The organism is Umezawaea sp. Da 62-37, assembly GCF_032460545.1.
In the GTDB taxonomy this organism is placed as follows: Bacteria; Actinomycetota; Actinomycetes; order Mycobacteriales; family Pseudonocardiaceae; genus Umezawaea.
This window is the reverse complement of the sequence record NZ_CP135965.1, coordinates 6,097,103-6,118,749: the sequence shown is the minus strand read 5'-3', so window position 1 is coordinate 6,118,749 and position 21,647 is coordinate 6,097,103. Positions and strand designations below refer to the sequence as shown.

Annotated in this window: 24 protein-coding genes and 1 pseudogene; 11 read left to right on the top strand and 14 right to left on the bottom strand. The window is 72.3% G+C overall.

Going from position 1 to position 21,647, the window contains the following annotated elements; all coding sequences use genetic code 11:
• Nucleotides 1-394: 394 nt before the first annotated feature.
• Nucleotides 395-1,357: a carbohydrate kinase family protein gene (locus tag RM788_RS28170; protein WP_315920590.1), complete on the bottom strand. Its 963-nt coding sequence runs from the start codon at nt 1,355-1,357 to the stop codon at nt 395-397.
• Nucleotides 1,354-1,950, bottom strand: a complete 597-nt coding sequence (locus tag RM788_RS28165) for a TetR/AcrR family transcriptional regulator (RefSeq protein ID WP_315920588.1) — start codon at nt 1,948-1,950, stop codon at nt 1,354-1,356. Before RM788_RS28165 ends, RM788_RS28170 begins: the two co-directional genes overlap by 4 nt.
• Nucleotides 1,951-2,031: 81 nt before the next feature.
• Here RM788_RS28165 and RM788_RS28160 point away from each other — a divergent pair, with 81 nt between their 5' ends.
• Entirely contained in the window at nt 2,032-3,165 is a 1,134-nt protein-coding gene (locus RM788_RS28160; RefSeq protein ID WP_315920586.1) for an acyl-CoA dehydrogenase family protein, read from the top strand.
• A 160-nt stretch (nt 3,166-3,325) separates the two neighbouring features.
• Here RM788_RS28160 and RM788_RS28155 read toward each other — a convergent pair whose 3' ends face one another.
• The 3 genes from RM788_RS28155 to RM788_RS28145 form a co-directional block, all read right to left on the bottom strand.
• Complete coding sequence (locus tag RM788_RS28155) at nt 3,326-4,537, bottom strand: amidohydrolase (RefSeq protein WP_315920584.1); 1,212 nt, start codon at nt 4,535-4,537, stop codon at nt 3,326-3,328.
• A 29-nt stretch (nt 4,538-4,566) separates the two neighbouring features.
• The gene (locus RM788_RS28150) at nt 4,567-5,448 is read right to left on the bottom strand and encodes an aldose 1-epimerase family protein (protein WP_315920582.1); all 882 of its coding nucleotides are present in this window, start codon (nt 5,446-5,448) and stop codon (nt 4,567-4,569) included.
• 212 nt (nt 5,449-5,660) lie between these two features.
• Entirely contained in the window at nt 5,661-7,046 is a 1,386-nt protein-coding gene (locus tag RM788_RS28145) for an APC family permease (protein WP_315920580.1), read from the bottom strand.
• Between the two features lie 179 nt (nt 7,047-7,225).
• Here RM788_RS28145 and RM788_RS28140 point away from each other — a divergent pair, with 179 nt between their 5' ends.
• From RM788_RS28140 to RM788_RS28100, 9 genes are all read left to right on the top strand, one after another.
• Nucleotides 7,226-7,414 (top strand): hypothetical protein, encoded by a 189-nt coding sequence (locus tag RM788_RS28140; protein ID WP_315920578.1) that lies wholly within the window; start codon nt 7,226-7,228, stop codon nt 7,412-7,414.
• 90 nt (nt 7,415-7,504) lie between these two features.
• Entirely contained in the window at nt 7,505-7,858 is a 354-nt protein-coding gene (locus RM788_RS28135; RefSeq protein ID WP_315920576.1) for a PE domain-containing protein, read from the top strand.
• Nucleotides 7,855-8,406 carry a DUF3558 family protein gene (locus tag RM788_RS28130; RefSeq protein WP_315920574.1) on the top strand — a complete coding sequence of 184 codons (552 nt, stop codon included), beginning with the start codon at nt 7,855-7,857 and terminating at the stop codon, nt 8,404-8,406. Before RM788_RS28135 ends, RM788_RS28130 begins: the two co-directional genes overlap by 4 nt.
• A 12-nt stretch (nt 8,407-8,418) precedes the next feature.
• Complete coding sequence (locus tag RM788_RS28125; RefSeq protein WP_315920572.1) at nt 8,419-9,729, top strand: PPE domain-containing protein; 1,311 nt, start codon at nt 8,419-8,421, stop codon at nt 9,727-9,729.
• Nucleotides 9,726-10,496, top strand: coding sequence for an ESX secretion-associated protein EspG (locus RM788_RS28120; protein ID WP_315920570.1), 771 nt, complete (start codon nt 9,726-9,728; stop codon nt 10,494-10,496). The genes RM788_RS28125 and RM788_RS28120 overlap by 4 nt, the downstream gene beginning before the upstream one ends.
• Nucleotides 10,493-11,164, top strand: a complete 672-nt coding sequence (locus RM788_RS28115) for a hypothetical protein (protein ID WP_315920568.1) — start codon at nt 10,493-10,495, stop codon at nt 11,162-11,164. The genes RM788_RS28120 and RM788_RS28115 overlap by 4 nt, the downstream gene beginning before the upstream one ends.
• Nucleotides 11,161-11,478 (top strand): hypothetical protein, encoded by a 318-nt coding sequence (locus RM788_RS28110; protein WP_315920566.1) that lies wholly within the window; start codon nt 11,161-11,163, stop codon nt 11,476-11,478. The genes RM788_RS28115 and RM788_RS28110 overlap by 4 nt, the downstream gene beginning before the upstream one ends.
• Nucleotides 11,475-12,239, top strand: coding sequence for a hypothetical protein (locus RM788_RS28105; protein ID WP_315920564.1), 765 nt, complete (start codon nt 11,475-11,477; stop codon nt 12,237-12,239). The genes RM788_RS28110 and RM788_RS28105 overlap by 4 nt, the downstream gene beginning before the upstream one ends.
• Nucleotides 12,239-12,751, top strand: coding sequence for a hypothetical protein (locus RM788_RS28100; RefSeq protein WP_315920562.1), 513 nt, complete (start codon nt 12,239-12,241; stop codon nt 12,749-12,751). The genes RM788_RS28105 and RM788_RS28100 overlap by 1 nt, the downstream gene beginning before the upstream one ends.
• Here RM788_RS28100 and RM788_RS28095 read toward each other — a convergent pair.
• The 8 genes and pseudogenes from RM788_RS28095 to RM788_RS28060 form a co-directional block, all read right to left on the bottom strand.
• Nucleotides 12,675-13,985: an MFS transporter gene (locus RM788_RS28095; RefSeq protein WP_315920560.1), complete on the bottom strand. Its 1,311-nt coding sequence runs from the start codon at nt 13,983-13,985 to the stop codon at nt 12,675-12,677. The genes RM788_RS28100 and RM788_RS28095 overlap by 77 nt on opposite strands.
• 53 nt (nt 13,986-14,038) lie before the next feature.
• The gene (gene pdxH / locus RM788_RS28090; RefSeq protein ID WP_315920558.1) at nt 14,039-14,692 is read right to left on the bottom strand and encodes a pyridoxamine 5'-phosphate oxidase; all 654 of its coding nucleotides are present in this window, start codon (nt 14,690-14,692) and stop codon (nt 14,039-14,041) included.
• A gap of 167 nt (nt 14,693-14,859) precedes the next feature.
• Nucleotides 14,860-15,618, bottom strand: a complete 759-nt coding sequence (locus tag RM788_RS28085; protein ID WP_315920556.1) for an urease accessory protein UreD — start codon at nt 15,616-15,618, stop codon at nt 14,860-14,862.
• A 25-nt stretch (nt 15,619-15,643) separates the two neighbouring features.
• Nucleotides 15,644-16,345: an urease accessory protein UreG gene (gene ureG / locus RM788_RS28080; protein WP_315920554.1), complete on the bottom strand. Its 702-nt coding sequence runs from the start codon at nt 16,343-16,345 to the stop codon at nt 15,644-15,646.
• Complete coding sequence (locus RM788_RS28075) at nt 16,335-17,015, bottom strand: urease accessory protein UreF (RefSeq protein WP_315920552.1); 681 nt, start codon at nt 17,013-17,015, stop codon at nt 16,335-16,337. Before RM788_RS28075 ends, ureG begins: the two co-directional genes overlap by 11 nt.
• A pseudogene (locus tag RM788_RS28070) lies at nt 17,015-18,717 on the bottom strand (urease subunit alpha). Before RM788_RS28070 ends, RM788_RS28075 begins: the two are co-directional and overlap by 1 nt.
• Nucleotides 18,714-19,019: an urease subunit beta gene (locus RM788_RS28065; protein ID WP_315920550.1), complete on the bottom strand. Its 306-nt coding sequence runs from the start codon at nt 19,017-19,019 to the stop codon at nt 18,714-18,716. The pseudogene RM788_RS28070 and the gene RM788_RS28065 overlap by 4 nt, the downstream one beginning before the upstream one ends.
• 11 nt (nt 19,020-19,030) lie before the next feature.
• The gene (locus tag RM788_RS28060; RefSeq protein ID WP_106185476.1) at nt 19,031-19,333 is read right to left on the bottom strand and encodes an urease subunit gamma; all 303 of its coding nucleotides are present in this window, start codon (nt 19,331-19,333) and stop codon (nt 19,031-19,033) included.
• Between the two features lie 210 nt (nt 19,334-19,543).
• On the opposite strand from RM788_RS28060, the gene RM788_RS28055 reads away from it, so the two are divergent.
• On the top strand, nt 19,544-20,656 hold the full coding sequence (locus RM788_RS28055) for a citrate synthase 2 (protein WP_315934786.1): 1,113 nt from the start codon (nt 19,544-19,546) through the stop codon (nt 20,654-20,656).
• Nucleotides 20,657-20,753: 97 nt separating this feature from the next.
• On the opposite strand, the gene RM788_RS28050 is transcribed toward RM788_RS28055, so the two are convergent.
• Nucleotides 20,754-21,518: a hypothetical protein gene (locus tag RM788_RS28050; RefSeq protein WP_315920546.1), complete on the bottom strand. Its 765-nt coding sequence runs from the start codon at nt 21,516-21,518 to the stop codon at nt 20,754-20,756.
• Between the last annotated feature and the right edge of the window lie 129 nt (nt 21,519-21,647).

Genomic DNA, 21,647 nt, shown 5'->3' with positions numbered 1-21,647 from the left:
GTCCTCTGCACGGTGGCCAGCGTGCACGTTCCGCGGGCGACCGATGGGCGGCGACCCGCGAGAGCGTTGCGCTCCACGGTAGACCGTCCGGCACCTTTCGCCACCTCGTTGAGGGTGAGAGCTAGGCCATTCCCGTGGCCGTCCGATCACCCGCCGCAGATGGCGCCCACTGTGAGTGACGACACGTCACACCGTTCCGCGACGACAAAGCACATCGGTGGGCGATAGGTTCGGGACTCGGGCCACCCGCTCACCAGTGGGGGTCGCGAGGAACCGCAGGCGCCCTGGCTGACCACGCCGGGGCGCCGGGGCCCGCCGTCGGGTTTCGACGGCGGAGCCCTCGGGACCTGACGGCGAGCCTCGGCCTCTTCTTGATGAATGACACAGCTCGCCGTCAGCCCGTGAACTCCTCCAGCTCGTCGGTGGTCGGCGGCTCGGCCCCTGCCCGCGTGCACGTGAACGCGGCGGCGGTGCCCGCGTAGGTCAGCGCCTCCACCCACTTCTCCGACGTCAGCCCCGCCACGGCCGTCGTGCCGAGCGCGTCGTGCTGGTGCAGCCACGCGATCAGCGCGCCCTGCACGGTGTCGCCCGCCCCGATCGTGTCCACGACGGACACCTCGCGCGGCGGCACCCGCAGCACTTCACCGGCGCCGGTCAGCACGGCCAGCCCGTCGCCGCCCCTGGTGAGCACGACCGCGGCGGGCCCGGCGGCCTGCCACGCGCGGGCGACCTCCAGCACGGTGTCCTCGGAGGCGTCCTCCGGCAGGTCAGCGAGCCAGCGGGCGTCCTCGACGGACACCTTGAGCAGCCCGACGTGCGGCAGCCAGGCCGCGAACCGCGCCCGGTAGGCCGCCGCGTCGGGGATCAGGACGGCGCGGATGTTCGGGTCCAGCACGGTCAGCGCGCCGCGCGCGGACTCGCGGCGCAGCACCTCCTCGTACGCGCTCGCCCCCGGCTCCAGCACCAGCGAGAGCGTGCCGAACGACACCGCCGTCACGTCGTCGGCCAGCGGGCCGGGGTCGGCGACCAGCCGGTCGGCGGTGCCCTCGACGTAGAACGAGTACCGCGCCGACCCGTCCGGCCCGATGCCGACGACGGCCAGCGTGGTCGGCTCGGGGCCGCGCTGCACGAGGTCCGTGGCGACCTTCGAGTCGCGCAGCCGGTCGATCATCGCCTCGCCGTAGAGGTCGGTCGACACCCGCGAGAGGAAGGCCGTGGGGGCGTCGAGCCTGCCCGCGGCGATGGCCACGTTGTACGGGCCCCCGCCGAGGCGCGGCATCAGGTCGGCCAGCCGTCCGACTGCCGCCGAGGGCGAGGGGACGAGGTCGACCAGCGCCTCACCTGCAACCACGATCACGCGCGTCTCCGTTCTTTCCGCAACCCGTCGAGGAGCAACTCGGCGAGGGCCGTGAACGCCTCCGAGTCCGTGACGCCCGCCCGTTCGGTCAGCACGCCCGTCTGGATGCCTTCGATCAGCAGCCCCGCCATCTCGGCGAACAGCGTCGCATGGACGTCCCGGAACACGCCCTCGCGGACTCCGTCCTGGATGAACGTCCGGATGCGCTCGGCCGCCGCGCGGGCGTTGCGCTCGTAGGTGGAGCGGGTCGGCGCGAACGCGGACACGTCGGCGATGAACTGGGCGGAGGCGCGGCGCAGCTCGTCGGCGGCGCCCGCGAGGTAGGTGCCGACCCGGCCGCGCACGTCGTCGACGGCCGCCACGCGCTCCTCGATGCGTTCGGCGGCGCCCTTGAAGTACCGGCCGACGACGCGGACGGCGAGCTGCTCCTTGCTCGCGGCGAGCGCGTACAGCGTGGACTTCGAGCAGTGCAGCCGGGCGGCGAGGTCGTCCAGCGTGAAGTGCGCGAACCCCTCCGCGAGCACGAGCGCCTCCAGGCGCGTGAGCAGCTCGGTCTGCCGCCCCGTGAGCGGCCTGCGGACCATCGAGGTCATGTGCGAACTGTCCCACATGGTTGGCGGCAGTACTGGAGTACGTCCTAGAGTACTGGTACCAGTACTGACCGGAGGTCGTCGATGCCCGCCGAACGCCTGTTGCCCACCACCGAGGCCGAGGACCTGATCGCGCTCGTCCGCGAGATCGCCAGGGACGAGCTGAAGCCGCGCGCCGCGGAGGCCGAGGAGCAGGAGCGGTTCCCGCGGGACGTCTTCCGGCTGCTCGGCAAGTCCGGGCTGCTGGCCCTGCCGTACCCGGAGGAGTTCGGCGGGGGCGCGCAGCCCTACGAGGTGTACCTCCAGGCGCTGGAGGAGATCGCGTCGGCGTGGATGTCGGTGGCCGTCGGCACGTCGGTGCACGTGATGTCGGCGTACCCGCTGGCGACGTTCGGGACGGACGGGCAGCGGGAGCGGTGGCTGCCCGAACTGCTGGAGGGCGACCTGCTGGGCGGGTACGCGTTGTCCGAGACCCACGCGGGGTCGGACGCCGGGGCGCTGTCGACCCGCGCGGTGCTCGACGGCGACGACTACGTCGTCAACGGCACCAAGGCGTGGATCACGCACGCGGGCGTGGCCGACTTCTACACGCTGATGGCGCGGACGTCCGAAAAGGACATCAGCTGCTTCCTGGCGCCGAACGGTTCCGGGATCACGGCGGCCGCGCCGGAGCGGAAGATGGGGTTGACCGGATCCATCACCGCGCAGCTGCGGTTCGAGGACGCGCGGGTGCCCGCGGACCGGCTGATCGGGGCCGAGGGCGACGGGCTGAAGATCGCCTTGGACGCGCTGAACTCCGGGCGGCTGGGGATCGCGGCGTGCGCCGTCGGGCTGGCGCAGGCGGCGTTGGACGAGGCCGTGGCCTACGCCAAGCAGCGCACGCAGTTCGGCAAGCCGATCATCGAGTTCCAGGGGCTGGAGTTCCTGCTGGCAGACATGGCCGCGGGCGTCGAGTCGGCGCGGGCCACGTACCTGGAGGCGGCGCGGCGTCGTGACCGCGGGGTGCCGTTCCAGCGGCAGGCGTCGATCGCCAAGCTCGTCGCCACGGACATGGCGATGAAGGTGACGACCGACGCCGTGCAGGTGCTGGGCGGTGCCGGCTACACCCGCGACTTCCCGGTGGAGCGGTACATGCGGGAGGCCAAGGTGCTGCAGATCTTCGAGGGCACGAACCAGATCCAGCGATTGGTGATCGGCCGGGCGCTGCGCAAGCTCTAGTGCGGTGACCTCGATCCTCACCGGGTTTCGCGCGTCTCGGGTAGACCCCTCGCGGCACCGCCCCCACGCCCCCGTACCACCAGTACGAGGGCGTGGGGGCGGCACCACGATGGATCACCCCGAGCGGCGCGAAACCCGGCAAGGGTCAGCGGTCACCGCACTAGATGGTGTCCTGGTAGTACGGGTCGACCACGTCGCCGACGCCGGTGGCGTGGTTGAACGTGTAAACCTCGCGGCCCTGCACGAACACGCGCAGCGCGCGGCTCAGCACGTCGAGCGGGTCGCCGGACCAGATCACCACGTCGCCGTCGAGACCGGGCTTGAGGGAGCCGACCCGGTCGTCCAGGCCCGAGATCCTCGCCGGGTTCGTGGTGATCGTGCGCAGGGCGGTCGACCGCTCCAGCCCCTCCTTCACGGCCAGGGTCACCTGGTGCACCAGGAAGTGGATCGGGATCACCGGGTGGTCGGTGGTGATCGCCAGTTCCACGCCCGCGCGCTCCAGGATGCCGGGGTTGCGCAGCGACCGCTCACGCAACTCGACCTTGGAGCGGGTGGTGAACAGCGGCCCGATGACGACCGGGACGCCGCGCTCGGCCAGCAGGTCCGCGATCTTGTGGCCCTCGGTGCCGTGGTGGACGACGAGCCGGTAGCCGAACTCGTCGGCGAGCCGCAGCGCCGTGGCGATGTCGTCGGCGCGGTGGCAGTGCTGGCTCCACGGGATCTCCCGGTCGAGCACCCGCACGAGCACCTCGAGGGTGTTGTCGCGGTCGAACGGCTTGTTCTCGGCGGCCGCGTTCTCGCGCTTCGCCTTGTAGTCCTGCGCCTTGGTGAACGCGTCCCGGATGACCGCGGCCACGCCCTGGCGGGTCGACGGGATCTTCTTCTGGTCGCCGTAGACGCGCTTGGGGTTCTCGCCGAGGGCGCTCTTCACGCTGACCGGCTCGCGGATCAGCATCTCGTCGACGGTCCGGCCCCACATCTTCACCGCGACCGTCCGGCCGCCGATGGGGTTGCCGGAACCGGGCTTGACGACGGCCGTGGTGACACCGCCCGACAACGCGTCCCGGAAGCCCATGTCGTCCGGGTTGATCGCGTCCAACGCGCGCATGCGGGCGCCGTTGGGGTCGGTCATCTCGTTGGTGTCCTGCCCCGCCCAGCCCTCGCCCTCCTCGTGCACGCCCATGTGCCCGTGGGCCTCGACGAAGCCGGGAAGCACCCACGACCCGGCCGCGTCGACGACCTCGACCCCCTCGGGGATCTCCACGTCGGTCCCGACGGCGACGATCTTCCCGTCCTGGACCAGCACAGTTCCGCCCTCGATGGGATCCCCATCGATCGGCACGACATATCCACCCGTGATAGCGACGTCCATGTTTAGCGACGCTAACGGCCCACGGCGGTCTACGCCAACGGGCGGACGCCCCACCTACCGGCCCACGACTCGCCGGGCGCCAGCACGATCAGGTCGACACCGGAGTTCAGGGCGTCCGGCGGGCACGTCATGGGCTCCACGGCCACCGCGCGGCCGCGGCCGGGGAAGGCGTCCGGGGTGTACACCTGAACCCACTTGAAGTCGGGGTCCGCCCACAGTTCGACGGCCTGCTCGGGCCCGCGCACCTCGTGGTGCACCAGGCCGTCCGGACCCGGCTCGCAGCCGCCGAACGCGGTGTCCAGCTTCACCCCCTTGAGCGACCGGGGCGCGCAGAAGTCGTACTCCGTGCCCTCGACGTCCTCCGGCGGGCCGGTCGGGATCATCTTCTCCGCGTCGACCGGCAGCACGGTCGAGGCGGCCAGCCTCAGCGTGCAGTCGTCGTTCTCCGAGAGACCGGCGCGCGGGTACGGGTGCGTGCCGACGCCGAACGGCACCGACCGCTCCCCGACGTTGCTCACCCCGTGCGCGACCGTCAGCCCGTTCTCGTCGAGGGCGTAGGAGATCGTCACGTTCAGCGGCACCGGCCAGCCGGGCTGCGCGGCGATGGTCGTCCCCAGCGACACCAGCGACCCGGTGTGCTCGACGACGTCCCAGTCCACGTGCCTCACGAGCCCGTGGATCGCGTTGCCCCGAGCGGGCTCCGTGATCTCCAGCACCTGCTTCTCGCCGTCCAGCACCCAGGTGCCGCCCGCGGTCCGGTTCGGCCACGGGACGAGCACCGCCCCGGTGCCCATCGGCGGTTCGTCGTCGTAGGTCTCGACGTACGGCACCCCGTCGACCTCGAAGGATCGAAGCCCGGCACCGGTACGCGCGATCACGGCTCGCGCCGCCCCGTAGGAGATCTCCAGCATGTGGCCAAGCCTAGTGAATGAACGCGCTGAGCAGATGACCATCTCGCCGCGCGCCATTACCACCGACGAGGCCGCCGCGGTCGTGGTCGGGCGGTTCGACGTCCTCCGATCGACCGGGTTCCGCGTCAGGCAGGCGCGGACGACCGTCGAGCCGGGGCGCTCGGGGCCGCTCCACGTTCGCGGAACGGCCCCGAGCACGGGTCGGCTGGGGACTACTTCGCCAGCTTCTCCGGGTCGAACTCGTCCACCTTGCCGTGCACGAAGTAGTTGACGAGCCACAGCACGACGCCCGCGGCGAGCAGGTATAGCGCGATCCGGTAGTCGGCCCACGGTCGCCCCGACAGCGGGCTGGCGAGGAACGCGCACGTGATCGCGCCGAGCACCGGCACGACCGTCGGCGCCCTGAAGTGCTTGTGGTCGGCCTTCTCCTTGCGCAGCACCAGCACCGCGACGTTGACGACGGCGAACACGATCAGCAGCAGCAGCGAGGTCGTGCCGCCGAGCGCGGCGATGTCGACGAAGGACACCAGGATCACCGCGATGCCGCTGGTGAACACGATCGAGATCCACGGCGTCCTGCGCGCGGGGTGCACCGTGCCGAAGAACTTCGGGATGATCTTCTCGTTCGACATGCCGTAGAGCAGTCGGCTCGCCATCAGCATGTTGATCAGCGCGGAGTTGATGACCGCGAACAGCCCGATCAGCGAGAACAGCCACAGCGGGAAGCCGGGCGCCCCGACGGTCACCACCTTGAGCAACGCGCCGCTGCCGGACTTCGCCAGCTCGTCGGCCGGGATCAGCAGCGACGACGTGATCGCCACCAGCACGTAGATCACCGCCGCCACCCCCATGCCGAGCAGCATCGCGCGCGGGAAGATCCGCACCGGTTCGCGGCACTCCTCGGCCATGTTGACCGAGTCCTCGAAGCCGACCATCGCGAAGAACGCCAGCGCCGTCGCCGAGGTGATCGCGAGCATCGCGCTCTGGCCGGGCGCCGGGTCGATCTGCGTCAGCCTGCTCGCGTCGCCGTCGCCCTGGAGCACCGCCCAGATGCCGATCCCGATGATGATCAGCAGGCCGGACAGCTCGATGCAGGTCAGGACCACGTTCGCCTTGACCGACTCGGAGACGCCGCGGAAGTTGACCACCGCGAGCCCGGCGACGAACAGGATCGCCACCAGCGTCGCGGGCACGGCGATCGAGTCCGAGAAGAACTCCCGCAGCACCGCCTGGAGGTAGGTCTTGCCGAACGCGAGCGCGGCCGAGGCCGCCGAGGTGATGCCGGAGCTCATCACCGCGAACGCGACCATGAACGTGAGGAACTGGATCTTGAAGGCGCGGTTCGTGTAGAGCGCCGCGCCAGCCGCCCTGGGGTACTTCCCGACGAGTTCGAGGTAGCTGAACGCCGTCAGGAACGCGACGACGAAGGCCAGCAGGAAGGGCAGCCAGAGCGCGCCGCCGATCTTGCCAGCCACGTTGCCGGTTAGAGCGTAGACGCCCGTGCCGAGGATGTCGCCGATCACGAAGAAGAGCAGGAGCTTGGGGCCGATGGCCCTGGTCAGTTCCGGTTGCGCCGGTGCGCTCGTCGCGTCCGCCATGCCCAGGAAGTGTGCCCGGTCACACCAACCGCCGGTAGTCGCCGGAACACCGATTGGGCAAGGCTTGAGGTTGATTGGTCCTTTTGCACACCTCCACCACGGCCGTGGACGTCGGGAAGTACCGGGACGAGTGACCTCAGCACCCCTCTTGACCTGCGGTCTTCGCTTACGGTCGAGGGATGACGTCGCCGGATGACCTCGTCCTCGAACTCGACCACGAATCAGCGGGTGTGCTCGCCGGAGCACTGCTGTCCGGCGACTCGTGCGCGGTGCCCGTCCGGCATAAGCAGTCGGGCAGGTTGCTGCTGAACGCGCGGTCCGACCGCGACGGGGCTTCCCTGTCCTTGCGGCTCCGGGGCGGTACATGAGCTTCGACCGCAAACATGCGTACACCCAGAGTAACAAACACCGTTACCGTAACTGTGACGGAAATCTCTCGGGCGAGGAGGGGCCGACCGGTGCCATTCCAGTCAGCGGTCGACGGCCCGAGCAGTCCGGCGGGCGCGGCGGTCATGCGGGTCGAACCCGACCAGGTCCTGCGGCTCATGCGGGAGCTGGAGGACATCCGCGGCGACGCCCAGCACTTCGTGCGGTACGAGGCGGCGGCCATGACGCCCGCGCCCATGGGCGCCGATCCGGTGAGCGCGGACGTCGCCGCCGCGGTCGGGCGGACGGCGGAGACGGCCATCGCCTGCATGAACGGCTTCATCGAGCAGCTCAACGCGGTCATCGAGGCGCTGGCGCGGACGGTCCGGCAGTACGGGCTGGCCGACGAGGGCGCGGCGGCCGCGTTCCGGGGAGTGGAGCGATGACCGCGAGGCGCGTCCTCCTGCTGGTCGCGGTGCTGGTCGCCGCGACGGGGTGCAGCAGCGGCACCGGCGGCACCCCGAGGCGCGCGGCCGTCACCTCGGTCTCGCCGGACTCCGTCCGGCCCCAGGCGATCGACCTGGCGGGCAAGCAGCGCTGCCTCCTCGACCGGGCCGACTGGGCCGCGTTCGCGATCGAGGAGGACGGCGAGGTCACCCACCGCGACAAGGACCCCAAGGGCGTCGACTGCGGCTACTTCACCGCGCTCGGCTACTTCGGCTTCCTGTTCAACACCACGGACGGGGTCGGGTACTGGACCAGGTCGCCCAGCGCCGAGGCGGTCGCCCCGGTGGCGCCCGTGCGGGGCTACCCGGCGTTCGAACGCGCGAACGGGCCCGACAAGGGGCGGTGCGACCTGATCCTGGACGTGGCGGAGGGCCAGGCGCTCGACGTGTACGCCAGCATCGACGCCGCCTCGACGGCGAAGCTGCCGCCCAAGTGCGAGACCGCCCGGAAGCTCGCCGAGCTGGCCATCACCGCGCTGAGCCGCTGAGGGGGGACGACCGTGATCGGTGAGTACAACTGGGACGCGTGGTCGCACGAGGACCTGCACGCGATGATCCACGGGCGCGACCCCGGACTGGCAGGCGCGGTGAAGGGCTACACCGGCCGCGGGGTCGCGGGCGGCGCGGAGGCCGCGGAGGCGTGGTCGAGGTTCACCGCGTTGATGAGGGGCCTCCAGGACCGCACGACCGACGCGCTGGCCCGTGCGGGCGTCTCCTGGGTCGGGCGGGCGGCCGACGCGGCGGGAGGCGGGATCACCCCGCTCGCGCAGTGGGCGGGCGACGCGCACACCGCGGGCACGGCCACCCACGGCGGCACGACCGCGCTGGTCGACAGCTACAGCGCGGCGCGCGACTCGATGCCGGAACCGGTCGCCGCGGGCTCGACGAACTCCGACCTCCTCGGCATCCCGGCGGGCTTCACCCACCTCCTCGGCGGCCAGACCGACCAGGACCAGCGGGAACGGGTCGCGCAGGCGGCGAAGCTCGAAGCCGTGCGGATCCTGCGGGACTACCGCGAGCACTCCGCCGCCACGGCCGCGGACCTCGGGCTGTTCATCCCGCCGCCGAACGTCGTCACCGAGATCGGCGTTACGAACCCCGCCCGGACACCGGTCGGGCAACCCACCGGAACGCCGTACGACGACCCGCGGCGGGACGGGACCACGCCGGGCACCCCGCGGCTCGCGCTCGTGCCGCCCCCTTCGTCCCCGGTCGACGCGACCGCCGTCGACGGCACGGCGACAGCGCAGGCGAGCGCCGTCCCGACAAGACCCGAGGCACCACCGCCACCCCCGCCGACGGCGTCGGCCACCCCGCGAACCCCCGACCACCCGGCAGGCAGCCCGGTCGCGGTCGCCACCGGCTCGAAGCCGTTCACGGGACGCACCACCACCGCGTCCGCGACCACCATCATCCCGAACGCCACCATCCCGAACGCCGCCAGTCCGAACACCGCCAAGCCGAACGCCGCCCTCCCGAACACCGCCGGGCCCGGCACCGGAAGTCGGATGGCCGCGGGCACGACCGCAGGCAGGCCGGACACCTCGGGCGACCGCCCGGTGCCGCGCGGTGGCGGTGCCGCCGCACTCCTCACCAGCCCGAAGACCACCGGCCAACCGGTTCCGCCGACCAGCGCGAGGCTCCAGCCGGGCGCGGGAGCCGTGGCCGCCGGGCCCGTGGCCGGGCCGGGGAGCGGGTCCTCCGCCGAGGACCGCGAGCACGTCACCCCCGACTACCTGAACGGCGACCACGACGAGTTCTGGGACCCCGGACCGGACGGCCGGATCGCTCCCCCGGTCATCGGGGAATGATCCCGTTCACCCTGTCCCGGCTGGAGTACGACGTCCTCTGGAGCCACCTGGGACTGGGCCCCTTCCCGACCGTGCTGCGCGTCGACGGGCACGGCCGCACGCGCGGTGAGCGTGACGCGCTCGCCGTCGAGGCGTGGAAAAGCCTGTGGGACAAGGAGTACGGACGCCCGGACGACCTCGATCCCGCCCTGGACTGGTGCCTGCGCGTACTGGCCCGGCCGGAGTGGGAGGTCGACGCGCGGCTCCACCTGTCCGCCGACGGCCCGCGCACGTCCGCGCTGGTCGCCTCCCGCGGCGGGTACGCCGTGGTGTCCACGTTGGACGCGGAGTCGCTCGTCCTGCGCACGACCGAGGTGGGCGCCATGGCGCGGACCGCGGCCGCCCTGCTCCCGGAGCACCCGCCCGGCCCTCGGCGGTCGACCACCGTCCCGGCCGCCGACCTGGACGAGGCGGCGGGGCGAGCGGGGCGGGACGCGGGCGCCCTGGTGCGCGAACTCCAGCGGCAAGGCTTGGCCAACGGTCAAGCGCAGGACATCGCGGACGTGCTCGGCGCCGTCCTGCGGTTCGGCCAGTTCGGCGTCGGCCGCACCCCACCCGGCGGGCGGCGGACCAGGGCGGGCCACGTCGTCAGCTTCTACGACAGCCCGGCGGGTCGGTTCTCCTTCACCCGCGGCCGGAAGGGGACCCACCAGTGGGTGACGTTGGTCGGCACGGACGGGCACTTGCTCGCCAGGCAGATCGACGAGCTGCGGGAGGGGCTCGCGTGACCACGGATTCCGAGGTCGAACTCAAGGGACGGGGACGCATGTCCGACAGGTGGGGCTTCGAGGAAGCCGACGACTGGGAGGCCGAGGCGCCCCGACCGCGAGCGGCCGTCGAGGCGCTCGTGGGCCGCGACGGCGTGGTGGCGGTGGCGGTGGAGACCGGCGGCGCCGTGGTGGGCGTGCGGCTCGCCCTGGGCTGGCGGGAGTCGCGGGGATTGGCGGCCGCGGTGGTGTCGGCCGCCAACGAGGCCACGGCGCGGGCGTTGGCGTGGCAGGCCGGGAACCCGGCCCCGGTGACCGCGCCGATGGCAGGCGGTGACGAGGCGCCCATCACCGCGGCGGACGCCCTCCGGCTGGTGGAGGCGGTGTCGGCCGACCTGGCGGAGTTCGCGCGCCGGACGGCCGAGGCCGCGGGCCCGATGACCGCGCGGAGCGCCGGCGGGCACGTCGGTGCGGTGGCGCGGGCCGGGAGGGTCGCCGAGGTGTCGATCGATCCGGGCTGGGCGAACGCCGTCCGGGCGTCCGAAGTGGAGTCGGAACTGCTGGACGTGCTCCGAGCCCTGCGCGAGCGCGGCGCGGTCGACCGGCCCGAGTCCGGTGCGATCGCGGAGCTGACCGCGCTGCTCGGCGATCCGAACGCGCTGCTGCGCAGGGTGGGGCTGGTGCCATGACCGGGATCTCCGTCGCGCTGGAGGCGCTTCGCGCGGACGCGGGCACGTGGGTGGAGGCGGCGGAGGCGGTCGACCGGCCGCGGACCGCGGTCGCCGGGCTCCGCCTCAGCGGCGTCGAGATGTCCAGGACGGCCGACGAGCTGGGGCTCGACCTGACTTACGACAAGGCGCGCGCGGCGGTGGAGGACATGCTCGGCCAGGCCGCGCGGCGGTTCCGCGAACTCGGCGCGAGCCTGATCGCCGCGGCCGACACCTATCAGCGCGAGGACGAACTCGGCATGCACACCATGAACGGGATCGGCGGTGGGGCGTGAGCGCGCTGGACGAGGAGATCGAGCGGAAGTCGCGCGAGGCGAGCGCGACCGCCAGGGAGTTCGTCGACCAGGTGCGCGGCATCCTGTCGTGGGTGCCGGAACCGCTGGTACCCCTGGTCGAGCCCATCACGCAGGGCCTCCAGGCGGTCGCGTTGGGCATCGACGACCTCTTCGGGTTCTGCGGACAGCTCTACCGCGACTGCGGTGACGAGGACCGGCTGCGCGAGGTCGGCCTGGAGTGGGTCGCGCGGGTCGGCGACGCCACCAAGGAGATCGCGGACGACCTCTCGCCCGCGAAGTTCCGGACCCCGGTCGAGTGGACGGGGCGCGCCTCGCGGGCCTACCAGCTGTCGGTGCCGCCGCAGGTGGAGGGGCTGAACGCGGTCACCGACATCGCGAACCAGATGCGCTCGTCGCTGAACACGCTGGCGAGCGCCGTCGAGGCCTTCAAGATGGTGATGGCCTTCGCGCTCGCCGGGTTCGCGGTCGCCGCGACAGCGGCCGTGGCGGGCGCCGTCACGGTGGTGGGCGCGGCTCCGGCGACCGCCGCCGTCGCCACGGCGATCGGTGTCGCGCTCGCCGTGCTGGGCGCCGCGATCCCCGCCATGCGGGCGCACGTGAACACCGTGAAGTCCGAGCAGACCACCCTCCAGCAGAAGATCCACGACCTGGGGAAGACCTGGGAGAAGCCGTTGACCGCGGACATGGCCGACGCCGGCGTCAGGGACGGCGACGATCCGGACTGGCGGCCGGACTCGTGATGCCCGCCGTGGCCCCGAGGTTCGTCCCGATCCCGCGGCCGAGGGCGGACCGCATCCGCGCCCTGTGCCTGGGCGTCGGGGTCCCCATGGTGCTCGCCTGCCTCGCGATCGGCGCGCTGCTCGTGGTGTTCGCCGTGCACGACGGCGACGCCCTCCCCGCCTGGCTCTTCGGCGGGTTCTCGGCGTTCGCCTTCTCCCTCGCCGCGATCAGCCTCACCGGGTCGAGGTCGACCGTGCCGGGCGACCACCTCGACCTGGTGGGCGCGCGGTCGATGCGCAGGCTGCCGTGGGCGATGTGGCTGCTGACGGTCCCGTTCAGCTTCCTGGGCCTGGCGTTCCTCGGCCTGTCGAGCAGCGGCGGGTGGGCGCTGGCCGGTCAGGCGCTGGTGATCGTCGGCCCGTCGCCGCTGGCGTTGGCGACGGCCGTCGTGTGCGTCAACCTGTTTCGGGTGCCGTCCGGCCACGAGCAGCGGGCTCAGCCTCCGCCTCCGACCCGGCCGGGGTGGGGCTGAAGCGGTAGCGCCACACCGCGGGCAGCGCGAGCACGGCGACGACCGTGAACACCACGACCAGGACGCCGCCGCCCGTCACGGCGGCTCCGGTCCCGGCGACGGCGCCGGTGGTGCCGTGCAGCAGGTCGGCCAGGCGCGGTCCGCCCGCCACCACCACGATGAACACGCCCTGCATGCGGCCGCGCATCTCGTCGGTGGCGGCGTTCTGCATGATCGCGCTGCGGAACACCATGCTCACCATGTCGGCGGCCCCGGCCAGCGCCAGGAACAGCACGGCCATCCACAGCGAGTGCGACAGCCCGAACCCGGCGATGGCCACGCCCCACACGACCACCGAGATCGCGACGCCCGCGCCGTGCCGGTCCATCCTGGTCAGCCAGCCGGACATCAGCCCGCACACCATCGCGCCCAGCGGCACGGCGGCGAACAGCCAGCCGAGCGCCAGGCCGCCGCCGGGCGGGTCGCCGAAGGTGTTCTCGGCCATCTCCGGGAAGAGCGCGCGCGGCATGCCGAACACCATGGCGATGATGTCCAGCAGGAACGACGCCAGCAGCAGCTTCTGGAGGCCGAGGTAGCGGAAGCCCTCCAGCACGTCGCGCACGCTCGCCCGGCGGGACAGGCCGCTCAGCGGCGGCATCGACGGCAGCTTCCAGACCGCGTAGATCGTGACGGTCAGCGCGATGGCGTCGACCAGGTACAGGGTGGACAGACCGATCACGGGCATCAGCGCGCCCGCGAGCATCGGGCCGAGGACGGCGCCGAACGTCATCACGGTGCTGCCGAGCGCGGCGGCGGACGCCATCAGCTCACCGGGGACGAGCCTGCCGATGACGGCGCTGCGGGCGGGCGCGTTGAGCGCGAAGAAGACCTGCTGGAGACCGAGCAGGACGATGATGAGCCACACGGACTCGACGTGGAACGCGGCCTGGAGCCAGAGCAGGACCGACGTGGCCGCGATGCCCGCGTTGGTGACGATGAGGAGCTTGCGGCGGTCCACCGCGTCGGCGACCGCGCCGCCGTAGAGGCCGAACACGAGCAGCGGGACCAGGGCGACGGCGGCCGCGATGCCCACCCAGCCCGAGGACCCGGTGAGGTCGTAGACCTGCTTGGGGACGGCCACCGCGGTGAGCTGGCTGCCGACCGCCGTGACGATCGTCGAGAGCCACAACCGCCGGTACGCGGGGATCCTCAGGGGTCTGGTGTCGATGGCGACCTTGCGCAGCAGTCCGCTCACAACTCGTTAGCTTAAGGCAACTAACGAGTTGTGAGCGGAGTGGGTCGCGCAGGTCACGGGGCGACGCGTTGCAGGTCCCATCCGTCGCGGCCGAGGCGGAAGCGGAGCCGGTCGTGCATGCGGTCGCGGCGGCCCTGCCAGAACTCGACCTCTTCGGGCCGGATGCGCCAGCCGCCCCAGTGCGGCGGCACCGGTACGCGCTCGGAGTCGGCGAACTGCCGCTCGATCTTGTGCAGCGCGCTCTCCAAAGTGGAGCGACCCGTCACGACGCGGGACTGCGGGGACGCCCACGCGCCCATCTGCGATCCGCGCGGACGGCTCTCCCAGTACTTCGCCGTCTCGACCGGACCGACCTTCTCCACGGTGCCGCGCACGTGCGCCTGGCGCTGCATGGCGAACCACGGGAACGTCGCGGAGGCGTAGCGGGTGGCCATCAGGTCGTGGCTCTTGGCGGAGGTGTAGTTGGTGAAGAAGACGAGACCGCGTTCATCGAGCCCCTTGGCGAGCACGGTCCGGGACGACGGGCGCCCCTCCGTGTCCGCGGTGGCCAGCACCATGGCGTTGGGCTCCGGCAGACCGGCATTGGTCGCCTGGTCCAGCCACAGCTGCAACTGCTCGTGCCACGTGGCGGCGAGATCGTCTTCCGTCAGCGAGCCCTGTTCGTACGACACGCGCATCGACGGCAGTGCGATATTCGTCTCCGACATCGGCGAAACCTCCCTGGGAGAGCAGGCACTCGTGGCACCCCGTGGGTGGCGACCGTACGGGTTCCGGGGCCCGTGCGGAACCGCCTGGGCGGTGATCCGGCCCACCTGGTCGATCACTGTCAGTGCGAGCATTTCTTCGGAATCGAGAACGTGATCGAGTCAGAAGATCAGATGTCACGAGAACGCCACCCAGGGTGAACATCCAGTGCCACGTCGAGCCACCTCTGGGCCGTCACGGCGTCGCCCGCGAGCGCGGTCACGAGGCTTCCGCCGCGAACCAGTGGAACGAGTGACCACCAATCGTGTGAAACCGCCGAAGTCGGATCTTCGCCCCAGTTCAGGACTTCCGTGCCGAGTACCCGTCGACCGGCGAGGTGCGCGGCGCTCGCGTCGAGTTCGGGCACCCCGATCCGCAGGGATTGGTTCAGCAGCGGGCCGCCTTCGCGGCGCACCCGGACCGTGCTCACGAGCGACCCCGGCCGTTCATCCGCGCGTCCCAGCACCAACACCTCGCGGGTCCGCAGCCGCGCTCCGGCGGCCAGTTCCACGGCCAGTTCCGCCTCGTGCCGCGCACGCCCCGTGACGACCGTCGGCTCCGGCACGTACTGCACGCTCGCGCCCTCGCCCGCCGTGATCCGGACCCGCGCGCGGCTGCCGCCCGGCAGGTGGCCGGGCAGCGCCAGCGTGGCCGCGACGCCGCGCAGCACCAGGTGCGCGCCCGGCCCGACCTCGACGACCAGCTCCAGGTCGTCGCCGCCCAGCGGCGCCGTGACGGAGCTGACCAGGTGCACGAGCGCGGGCGCGCCGGCGGACCGCACCCGGCTGCGGTGCGGCACCAGCGTGATCGGCGCCATGGACCGCAGGTCGCGGACGGCGTTGCGGCCGTCCGCGTCCCGCTCGACGACCAGCCGGGCCCGCGCCTTCACCCGGTTCCCGTGTGGACGGTGCCGGTCACCCGACCGGCGCCGCGGTGCAGTCGTGGAGCTGCTTCAGGACCCACTCGGCGACGTCCGGCGCGTTCGGCGTGGTGACCAGCGACTGGCTGATCACCGGCAGCTCGCCGCGCATCCGGTGGGCGTCGCCGGTCATGACGGTCAGGTCGGCGCCCACCAGCGGGGCGAGGTCGATCTTGTTGATCACCAGCAGGTCCGCCGTCGTGACGCCGGGGCCGCCCTTGCGCGGCACCTTGTCGCCGCCCGCCACGTCGACCACGAAGATCTGCCGGTCGACCAGGCCCCGGCTGAACACGGCGGTGAGGTTGTCGCCGCCGCTCTCGATGATCACCAGCTCCAGGTTCGGGATGCGCTCCTCCAGCAGCTCCACCGCGTCCAGGTTCGCCGTGATGTCGTCGCGGATCGCGGTGTGCGGGCAGCAGCCCGTCTGCACGGCCTCGATCCGGTCGACGGCCAGCACGCCCGCCTTGCGCAGGAAGTCCGCGTCCTCGGTGGTGTAGATGTCGTTCGTCACCACCGCGAGGTTCACGGTGTCGCCCAGCGCCCGGCACAGCGCGGCGGTGAGCGCGGTCTTGCCGCTGCCCACCGGCCCGCCGATGCCGAGCCGCACCGCGCGGCCCATCGGCGCGTGGTGGTGGTGCGGGTCGTGGCCCGCGTCGGTGGGGTCGAAGTTGACCGGGTGCTCGTGGTCAGCTGACAAAGAGACGCACCTCTTCCTGGTGATGCCGGTCGTGCGCCTCGGCCAGGAGGTCGAGGCCGGGCGCGCCGGGCGCGGGGAGTTCGGACGGGTCGAGGTCGGCGGTCTTCGCAGCCGCGGCGGCGACGTCGCGCATCGCGCCGGACAGCCGGGCGAGGACGGCGTTGACCCCGAAGGGATCGAGGCCGAGGAGCCGGATCGCCGCACTGGCCGGACCGCTGACGGCGAGGTAGCAGACGGACAGCGCGGCGTCCCGCGGCTCGCCGCCCGCGAGAGCGGTGAGCACGCCGAGGACGATCGGGTGGTGCGGTCGGGGCGTGTCCGCCAGCAGCCGGTCGAGCACGGGTGACGGCCACGCCCGTCGCCCCGCCCGCGCGGTGCCCCTCCCCTGCGCCCGCGACGACTTCCGCTGCGCGGGCGACGGGGTGCGAGCGTCCAGTTCGGCGTCCAGCTCCAGCCAGTGCGCCTTCCCCTTGTGCACGGCCGAGGTCGCGGCGGCGGCGAACACCGCGGCCAGCTCACCTGCCGTGTGCAGCCTGCCCACCAGGAACGCGGCCAGGTCGGCCTCGCCCGTGACGAGCTTGCGCGCGACGGCCTCCTCCAGGCCGCCCGAGTGCACGTGCCCGCCGCCGGGGAACCGCGAGTCGGCCAGCAGCAGCCCCGAGACGTCCATCAGAACAGGAAGTAGCGCTGGGCCATGGGGAGTTCGCTCACCGGGTCCGGTTCCACGAGGTCGCCGTCGATGCGCACGGCGAAGCTGTCCGGGTCGACGCGGACGTGCGGCATGGCGTCGTTGAGCACCATGTCGGCCTTGCCGACGCGGCGGGTGTTCGACACCGGCAGCATCCGGCGCATCAGGTTCAGCCGCCCGGCCAGGTCCGAGTCGATGGCCTCCTGCGACACGAAGTGGAAGCTGTTCGACGCGGCCGCGCTCGGGTAGGCGCCGAACATCGGCCGCGCCAGGATCGGTTGCGGCGTCGGGATCGAGGCGTTCGCGTCACCCATCGCGGCCCACGCGATGAAGCCGCCCTTGAGCACGACCGACGGCCGCACGCCGAAGAACTTCGGCTCCCACAGCACGAGGTCCGCGAGCTTGCCGACCTCGACGGACCCCACCTCGCGGTCGATGCCGTGCGCGATGGCGGGGTTGATCGTGTACTTGGCGACGTACCGGCGGGCGCGCAGGTTCGTCTCCAGCTCGCCGCGGCGGCCCTGCATCACGTGCGCGGTCTGCCACGTCCGGATGATCACCTCGCCGACCCGCCCCATGGCCTGCGAGTCCGAGCTGATCATCGAGATGGCGCCCATGTCGTGCAGGACGTCCTCGGCCGCGATCGTGGTCGGCCGGATGCGGCTCTCCGCGAACGCCAGGTCCTCGGCCACCGACGGGTTGAGGTGGTGGCACACCATCAGCATGTCGAGGTGCTCGTCGAGCGTGTTGACGGTGTGCGGCCGAGTGGGGTTGGTCGACGACGGCAGGACGTTCGGCTCGGACACCACCTGGATGATGTCCGGCGCGTGCCCGCCGCCCGCGCCCTCCGAGTGGTAGGCGTTGATCGACCGACCGCCGATCGCGTCCAACGTGGACTCGACGAAACCGGCCTCGTTCAGCGTGTCCGTGTGGATCGCGACCTGGACGCCGGACTCGTCGGCGATCCGCAGGCTCGTGTCGATCACGGCGGGCGTGGTGCCCCAGTCCTCGTGCAGCTTGAACCCGCCCGCGCCGCCGACGAGCTGCTCGCGCAGCCCTCCTCGCTGGTCGTGTTCCCCTTGCCCAGCAGCAGGACGTTGACCGGCATGCCGTCCATCGCGGTCAGCATCCGGCCCAGGTTCCACGCGCCGGGCGTGACCGTCGTGGCCTTCGTGCCCTCCGCCGGCCCCGTGCCGCCGCCGACCAGGGTGGTCAGACCGGAGGCCAGTGCCTCGTCCACGATCTGCGGGCAGATGAAGTGCACGTGGCAGTCGATGCCGCCCGCGGTGAGGATCCTGCCGTTGCCGGAGATGATCTCGGTCGACGGACCGATCACCAGCGCGGGGTCCACACCGTCCATGACGTCCGGGTTGCCCGCCTTGCCGATGCCGACGATCCGGCCGTCGCGCACGCCGATGTCCGCCTTGACGACACCCCAGTGGTCGAGCACCACAGCACCGGTGATCACCAGGTCCGGCGCGCCCTCGGCGCGGGTCGCGGTGCCCTGGCCCATCGACTCGCGGATCACCTTGCCGCCGCCGAACAGCACCTCGTCGCCGGAACCGGCGCCGCGGCTGCGGTCCTCGGTCACCTCGATCAGCAGATCGGTGTCCGCCAGCCGGATCCGGTCGCCGGTCGTCGGCCCGAACAGCTCGGCGTAGCGCGTGCGGTCGATGCTGCTCACAGTTCTCCTGCCCACTCGGGTCGCAGACCCGGCACGACGCGGCGGCCGGTGATGGGCACGAGCACGACCTCGCGCTCGACGCCCGGTTCGAAGCGGACGGCGGTGCCCGCGGGCACGTCGAGGCGCTGCCCCCACGCGGCCTCGCGGTCGAACTCGAGGCCGGGGTTCACCGCCGCGAAGTGGTAGTGCGAGCCGACCTGCACCGGCCGGTCGGCGCGGTTCACCACGACCAGCGTCGTGCGCGGCCTGCCGGGGTTCAGCTCCACCGGCCCGTCGCCGGGAATGATCTCGCCTGGACGCAACGCGGCCCCCCTCAGCTGATCGGGTCGTGCACGGTCACGAGCTTGGTGCCGTCCGGGAAGGTCGCCTCGACCTGCACGGACTCGATCATCTCCGGGATGCCGGTCTGCACCTGGGCGCGGGTCAGCACGGTGCGGCCGCTGGTCATCAGCTCGCTGACCGTCCGGCCGTCGCGGGCGCCCTCCAGGACGAACGCGGTGATCAGCGCGACCGACTCCGGGTAGTTCAGCAGCACACCGCGTTCCAGCCGCCGACGAGCCACGTCGGCCGCCACGTGGACGAGGAGCTTGTCCCGCTCGTGGGGCGTGAGGTGCATGGCTCATGGTCTATCACCTGACCCGCCGCGCGTGCTCGCGCGAAACAGGGCGTTAACAGACCCGAACGGGCGACGCCGTTCTGAATCGTGAACTGGATCGTGACCCAACACACCGCTCGGGGCGATTGCCAGGGCGGTGACCTGGGGAGCAGTGTGGCCCAACCGCGCACGGACGTCGGGCGCGCACGGACGAGCGGAGGCGTGCACGAAGTGGTGCAGGAAGCCGAGGACGGATTCCGTCCTGGACTCGAAGGCGTCGTCGCCTTCCGGACCGAGATCGCCGAACCCGACCGCGACGGCGGCGCCCTGCGCTACCGCGGGGTCGACATCGAGGACCTGGTCGGCAAGGTCAGCTTCGGCAACGTCTGGGCGCTGCTGGTCGACGGCCGCTTCGGCCCCGGCCTGCCGCCTGCGGAGTCGTTCCCCATCCCGGTGCACACCGGTGACGTGCGGGTCGACGTGCAGGCCGCGCTGGCCATGGTCGCCCCCATCTGGGGCTACCAGCCGCTGCTCGACATCACCGAGGAGGTCGCCCGCGAACAGCTCGCCCGCGCCTCCGTCATGGCCCTGTCGTACGCGGCCCAGTCGGCCCGCGGCATCGGCCGCCCCGCCGTGCCGCAGTCGCGCATCGACGAGTGCAGGACCGTCACCGAGCGCTTCCTCACCCGCTGGCGCGGCGACCCCGACCCGGCCCACGTGCGCGCGCTGGACGCCTACTGGGTGTCCGCCGCCGAGCACGGGCTGAACGCCTCCACCTTCACCGCCCGCGTCATCGCCTCCACCGGCGCCGACGTCGCGGCCGCCATGTCCGGTGCCATCGGCGCCATGTCCGGCCCGCTGCACGGCGGCGCCCCCGCGCGCGTGCTGCCGATGATCGACGAGGTCGAGAAGACCGGCGACCCGAAGGCCGTCGTCTCCGCCATCCTCGACCGCGGCGACCGCCTCATGGGCTTCGGCCACCGCGTCTACCGCGCCGAGGACCCGCGCGCCCGCGTTCTGCGCCGGACGTGCCTGGAACTCGGGGCCGAGCGCTACGAGGCCGCGGCGGCGCTGGAGCAGGCCGCCCTGGCGGAGCTGCGCGAACGCCGCAAGGACCGCGCGATCGAGACCAACGTCGAGTTCTGGGCCGCCGTCATCCTCGACTTCGCCCAGGTCCCGCCGCACATGATGCCCGCCATGTTCACCTGCGCCCGCACCGCCGGGTGGGCCGCGCACATCCTGGAGCAGAAGCGCACCGGCAGGCTGGTGCGCCCGTCCGCGAAGTACATCGGACCCGCGCCGCGCGGGCCGGAGGACGTCGAGGGCTGGGCGTCGATCGCGTAGGCGTTGCGGGACAAGGGGTTTTCCGTCCGGGAGGCCCTGGACGACCCAGGTGCGGCGGGGGTCCGGCGGTTTCCGCCGGACCCCCGCCGTTCCCGTGTCAGGACGGCCGTCGGGCCTCCTCGTCGGTCTGCTGCTGCTGCTGCTGCTCGAACACGAACGGCCACTTGCGCTGGTCCGGTGGGCCCGGTGGGTGGCGGGGCTGCCACGGGGGCTTCGGGGGTGCCGGGTCGTCGTCCGGTGACGGGTGGGCGAGGGCGAGTTCGTGCTGTTCCAGCCAGCGCAGGACGCCGCCCCGCCGGACCGCTTCGGCGACCCGGACCTCGAAGGCGCGGCGGCGGGTCGGGTCGACGAGGGCGCGGGCGCACTCCTCGGTGAGGGCGGTGTCGTCCTCCATCAGGACGCCGAGCGGCATCGACGCCCTGGTGAGCACGCGCCTGGAGCTGTTGCTGACGTGGCTGCCGTCGCCGCGCACCACGACGTCGCAGTCGTGCAGGTCGCCCGAGGCCCGCTGGGCCACCGCCGTGAAGCCGGTGAAGAAGTCGTTCACCTCGACGTCCACGGACGCGACCAGGTAGGTGGTCATCGCCGCCGGGTTGTCGGCGGGGAGGGTGATCGTGTCGCCCCCGCCCGACTCCGGGTCCTGTCCCGGCCGGTCGACGGCGATGGTGATCCGCAGCGGTCTGGCGAACAGGGTGCGTTCCGGAGGCGGGGACGGCGACTGCTCCGCGGGTTCGGCGGCGAGCGGCGGTGGCGGTGGCAGTGGCGGTGGCGCGGGGCGGGGTCCGCGGGACGCGCTCCACCTCAGCAGGCCGAAGCCCGCGGCTCCCGCCAGCGCGCTGACGATGAAGAAGACGTAGTGCACGGCCAGCCCCCTGACCTGTCGAAACGTCCATCGTCCCGCAGGAGGGGGTGCACAGGTGGGCTAATTTGCCGGGGCCGGCGGACACGCACGGGCGCGGAACCACCGGTGGTGCTCCGAACGTGGAGGTCG

Excerpts from the sequence above, each read along its gene's own strand:
- RM788_RS28165 (WP_315920588.1), bottom strand. The coding sequence starts at position 1,950 with ATGACCTCGATGGTCCGCAGGCCGCTCACGGGGCGGCAGACCGAGCTG.
- RM788_RS28160 (WP_315920586.1), top strand. The coding sequence starts at position 2,032 with ATGCCCGCCGAACGCCTGTTGCCCACCACCGAGGCCGAGGACCTGATC.
- RM788_RS28155 (WP_315920584.1), bottom strand. The coding sequence starts at position 4,537 with ATGGACGTCGCTATCACGGGTGGATATGTCGTGCCGATCGATGGGGAT.
- RM788_RS28150 (WP_315920582.1), bottom strand. The coding sequence starts at position 5,448 with ATGCTGGAGATCTCCTACGGGGCGGCGCGAGCCGTGATCGCGCGTACC.
- RM788_RS28145 (WP_315920580.1), bottom strand. The coding sequence starts at position 7,046 with ATGGCGGACGCGACGAGCGCACCGGCGCAACCGGAACTGACCAGGGCC.
- RM788_RS28140 (WP_315920578.1), top strand. The coding sequence starts at position 7,226 with ATGACGTCGCCGGATGACCTCGTCCTCGAACTCGACCACGAATCAGCG.
- RM788_RS28130 (WP_315920574.1), top strand. The coding sequence starts at position 7,855 with ATGACCGCGAGGCGCGTCCTCCTGCTGGTCGCGGTGCTGGTCGCCGCG.
- RM788_RS28120 (WP_315920570.1), top strand. The coding sequence starts at position 9,726 with ATGATCCCGTTCACCCTGTCCCGGCTGGAGTACGACGTCCTCTGGAGC.
- RM788_RS28110 (WP_315920566.1), top strand. The coding sequence starts at position 11,161 with ATGACCGGGATCTCCGTCGCGCTGGAGGCGCTTCGCGCGGACGCGGGC.
- RM788_RS28100 (WP_315920562.1), top strand. The coding sequence starts at position 12,239 with ATGCCCGCCGTGGCCCCGAGGTTCGTCCCGATCCCGCGGCCGAGGGCG.
- pdxH (WP_315920558.1), bottom strand. The coding sequence starts at position 14,692 with ATGTCGGAGACGAATATCGCACTGCCGTCGATGCGCGTGTCGTACGAA.
- RM788_RS28075 (WP_315920552.1), bottom strand. The coding sequence starts at position 17,015 with ATGGACGTCTCGGGGCTGCTGCTGGCCGACTCGCGGTTCCCCGGCGGC.
- RM788_RS28060 (WP_106185476.1), bottom strand. The coding sequence starts at position 19,333 with ATGCACCTCACGCCCCACGAGCGGGACAAGCTCCTCGTCCACGTGGCG.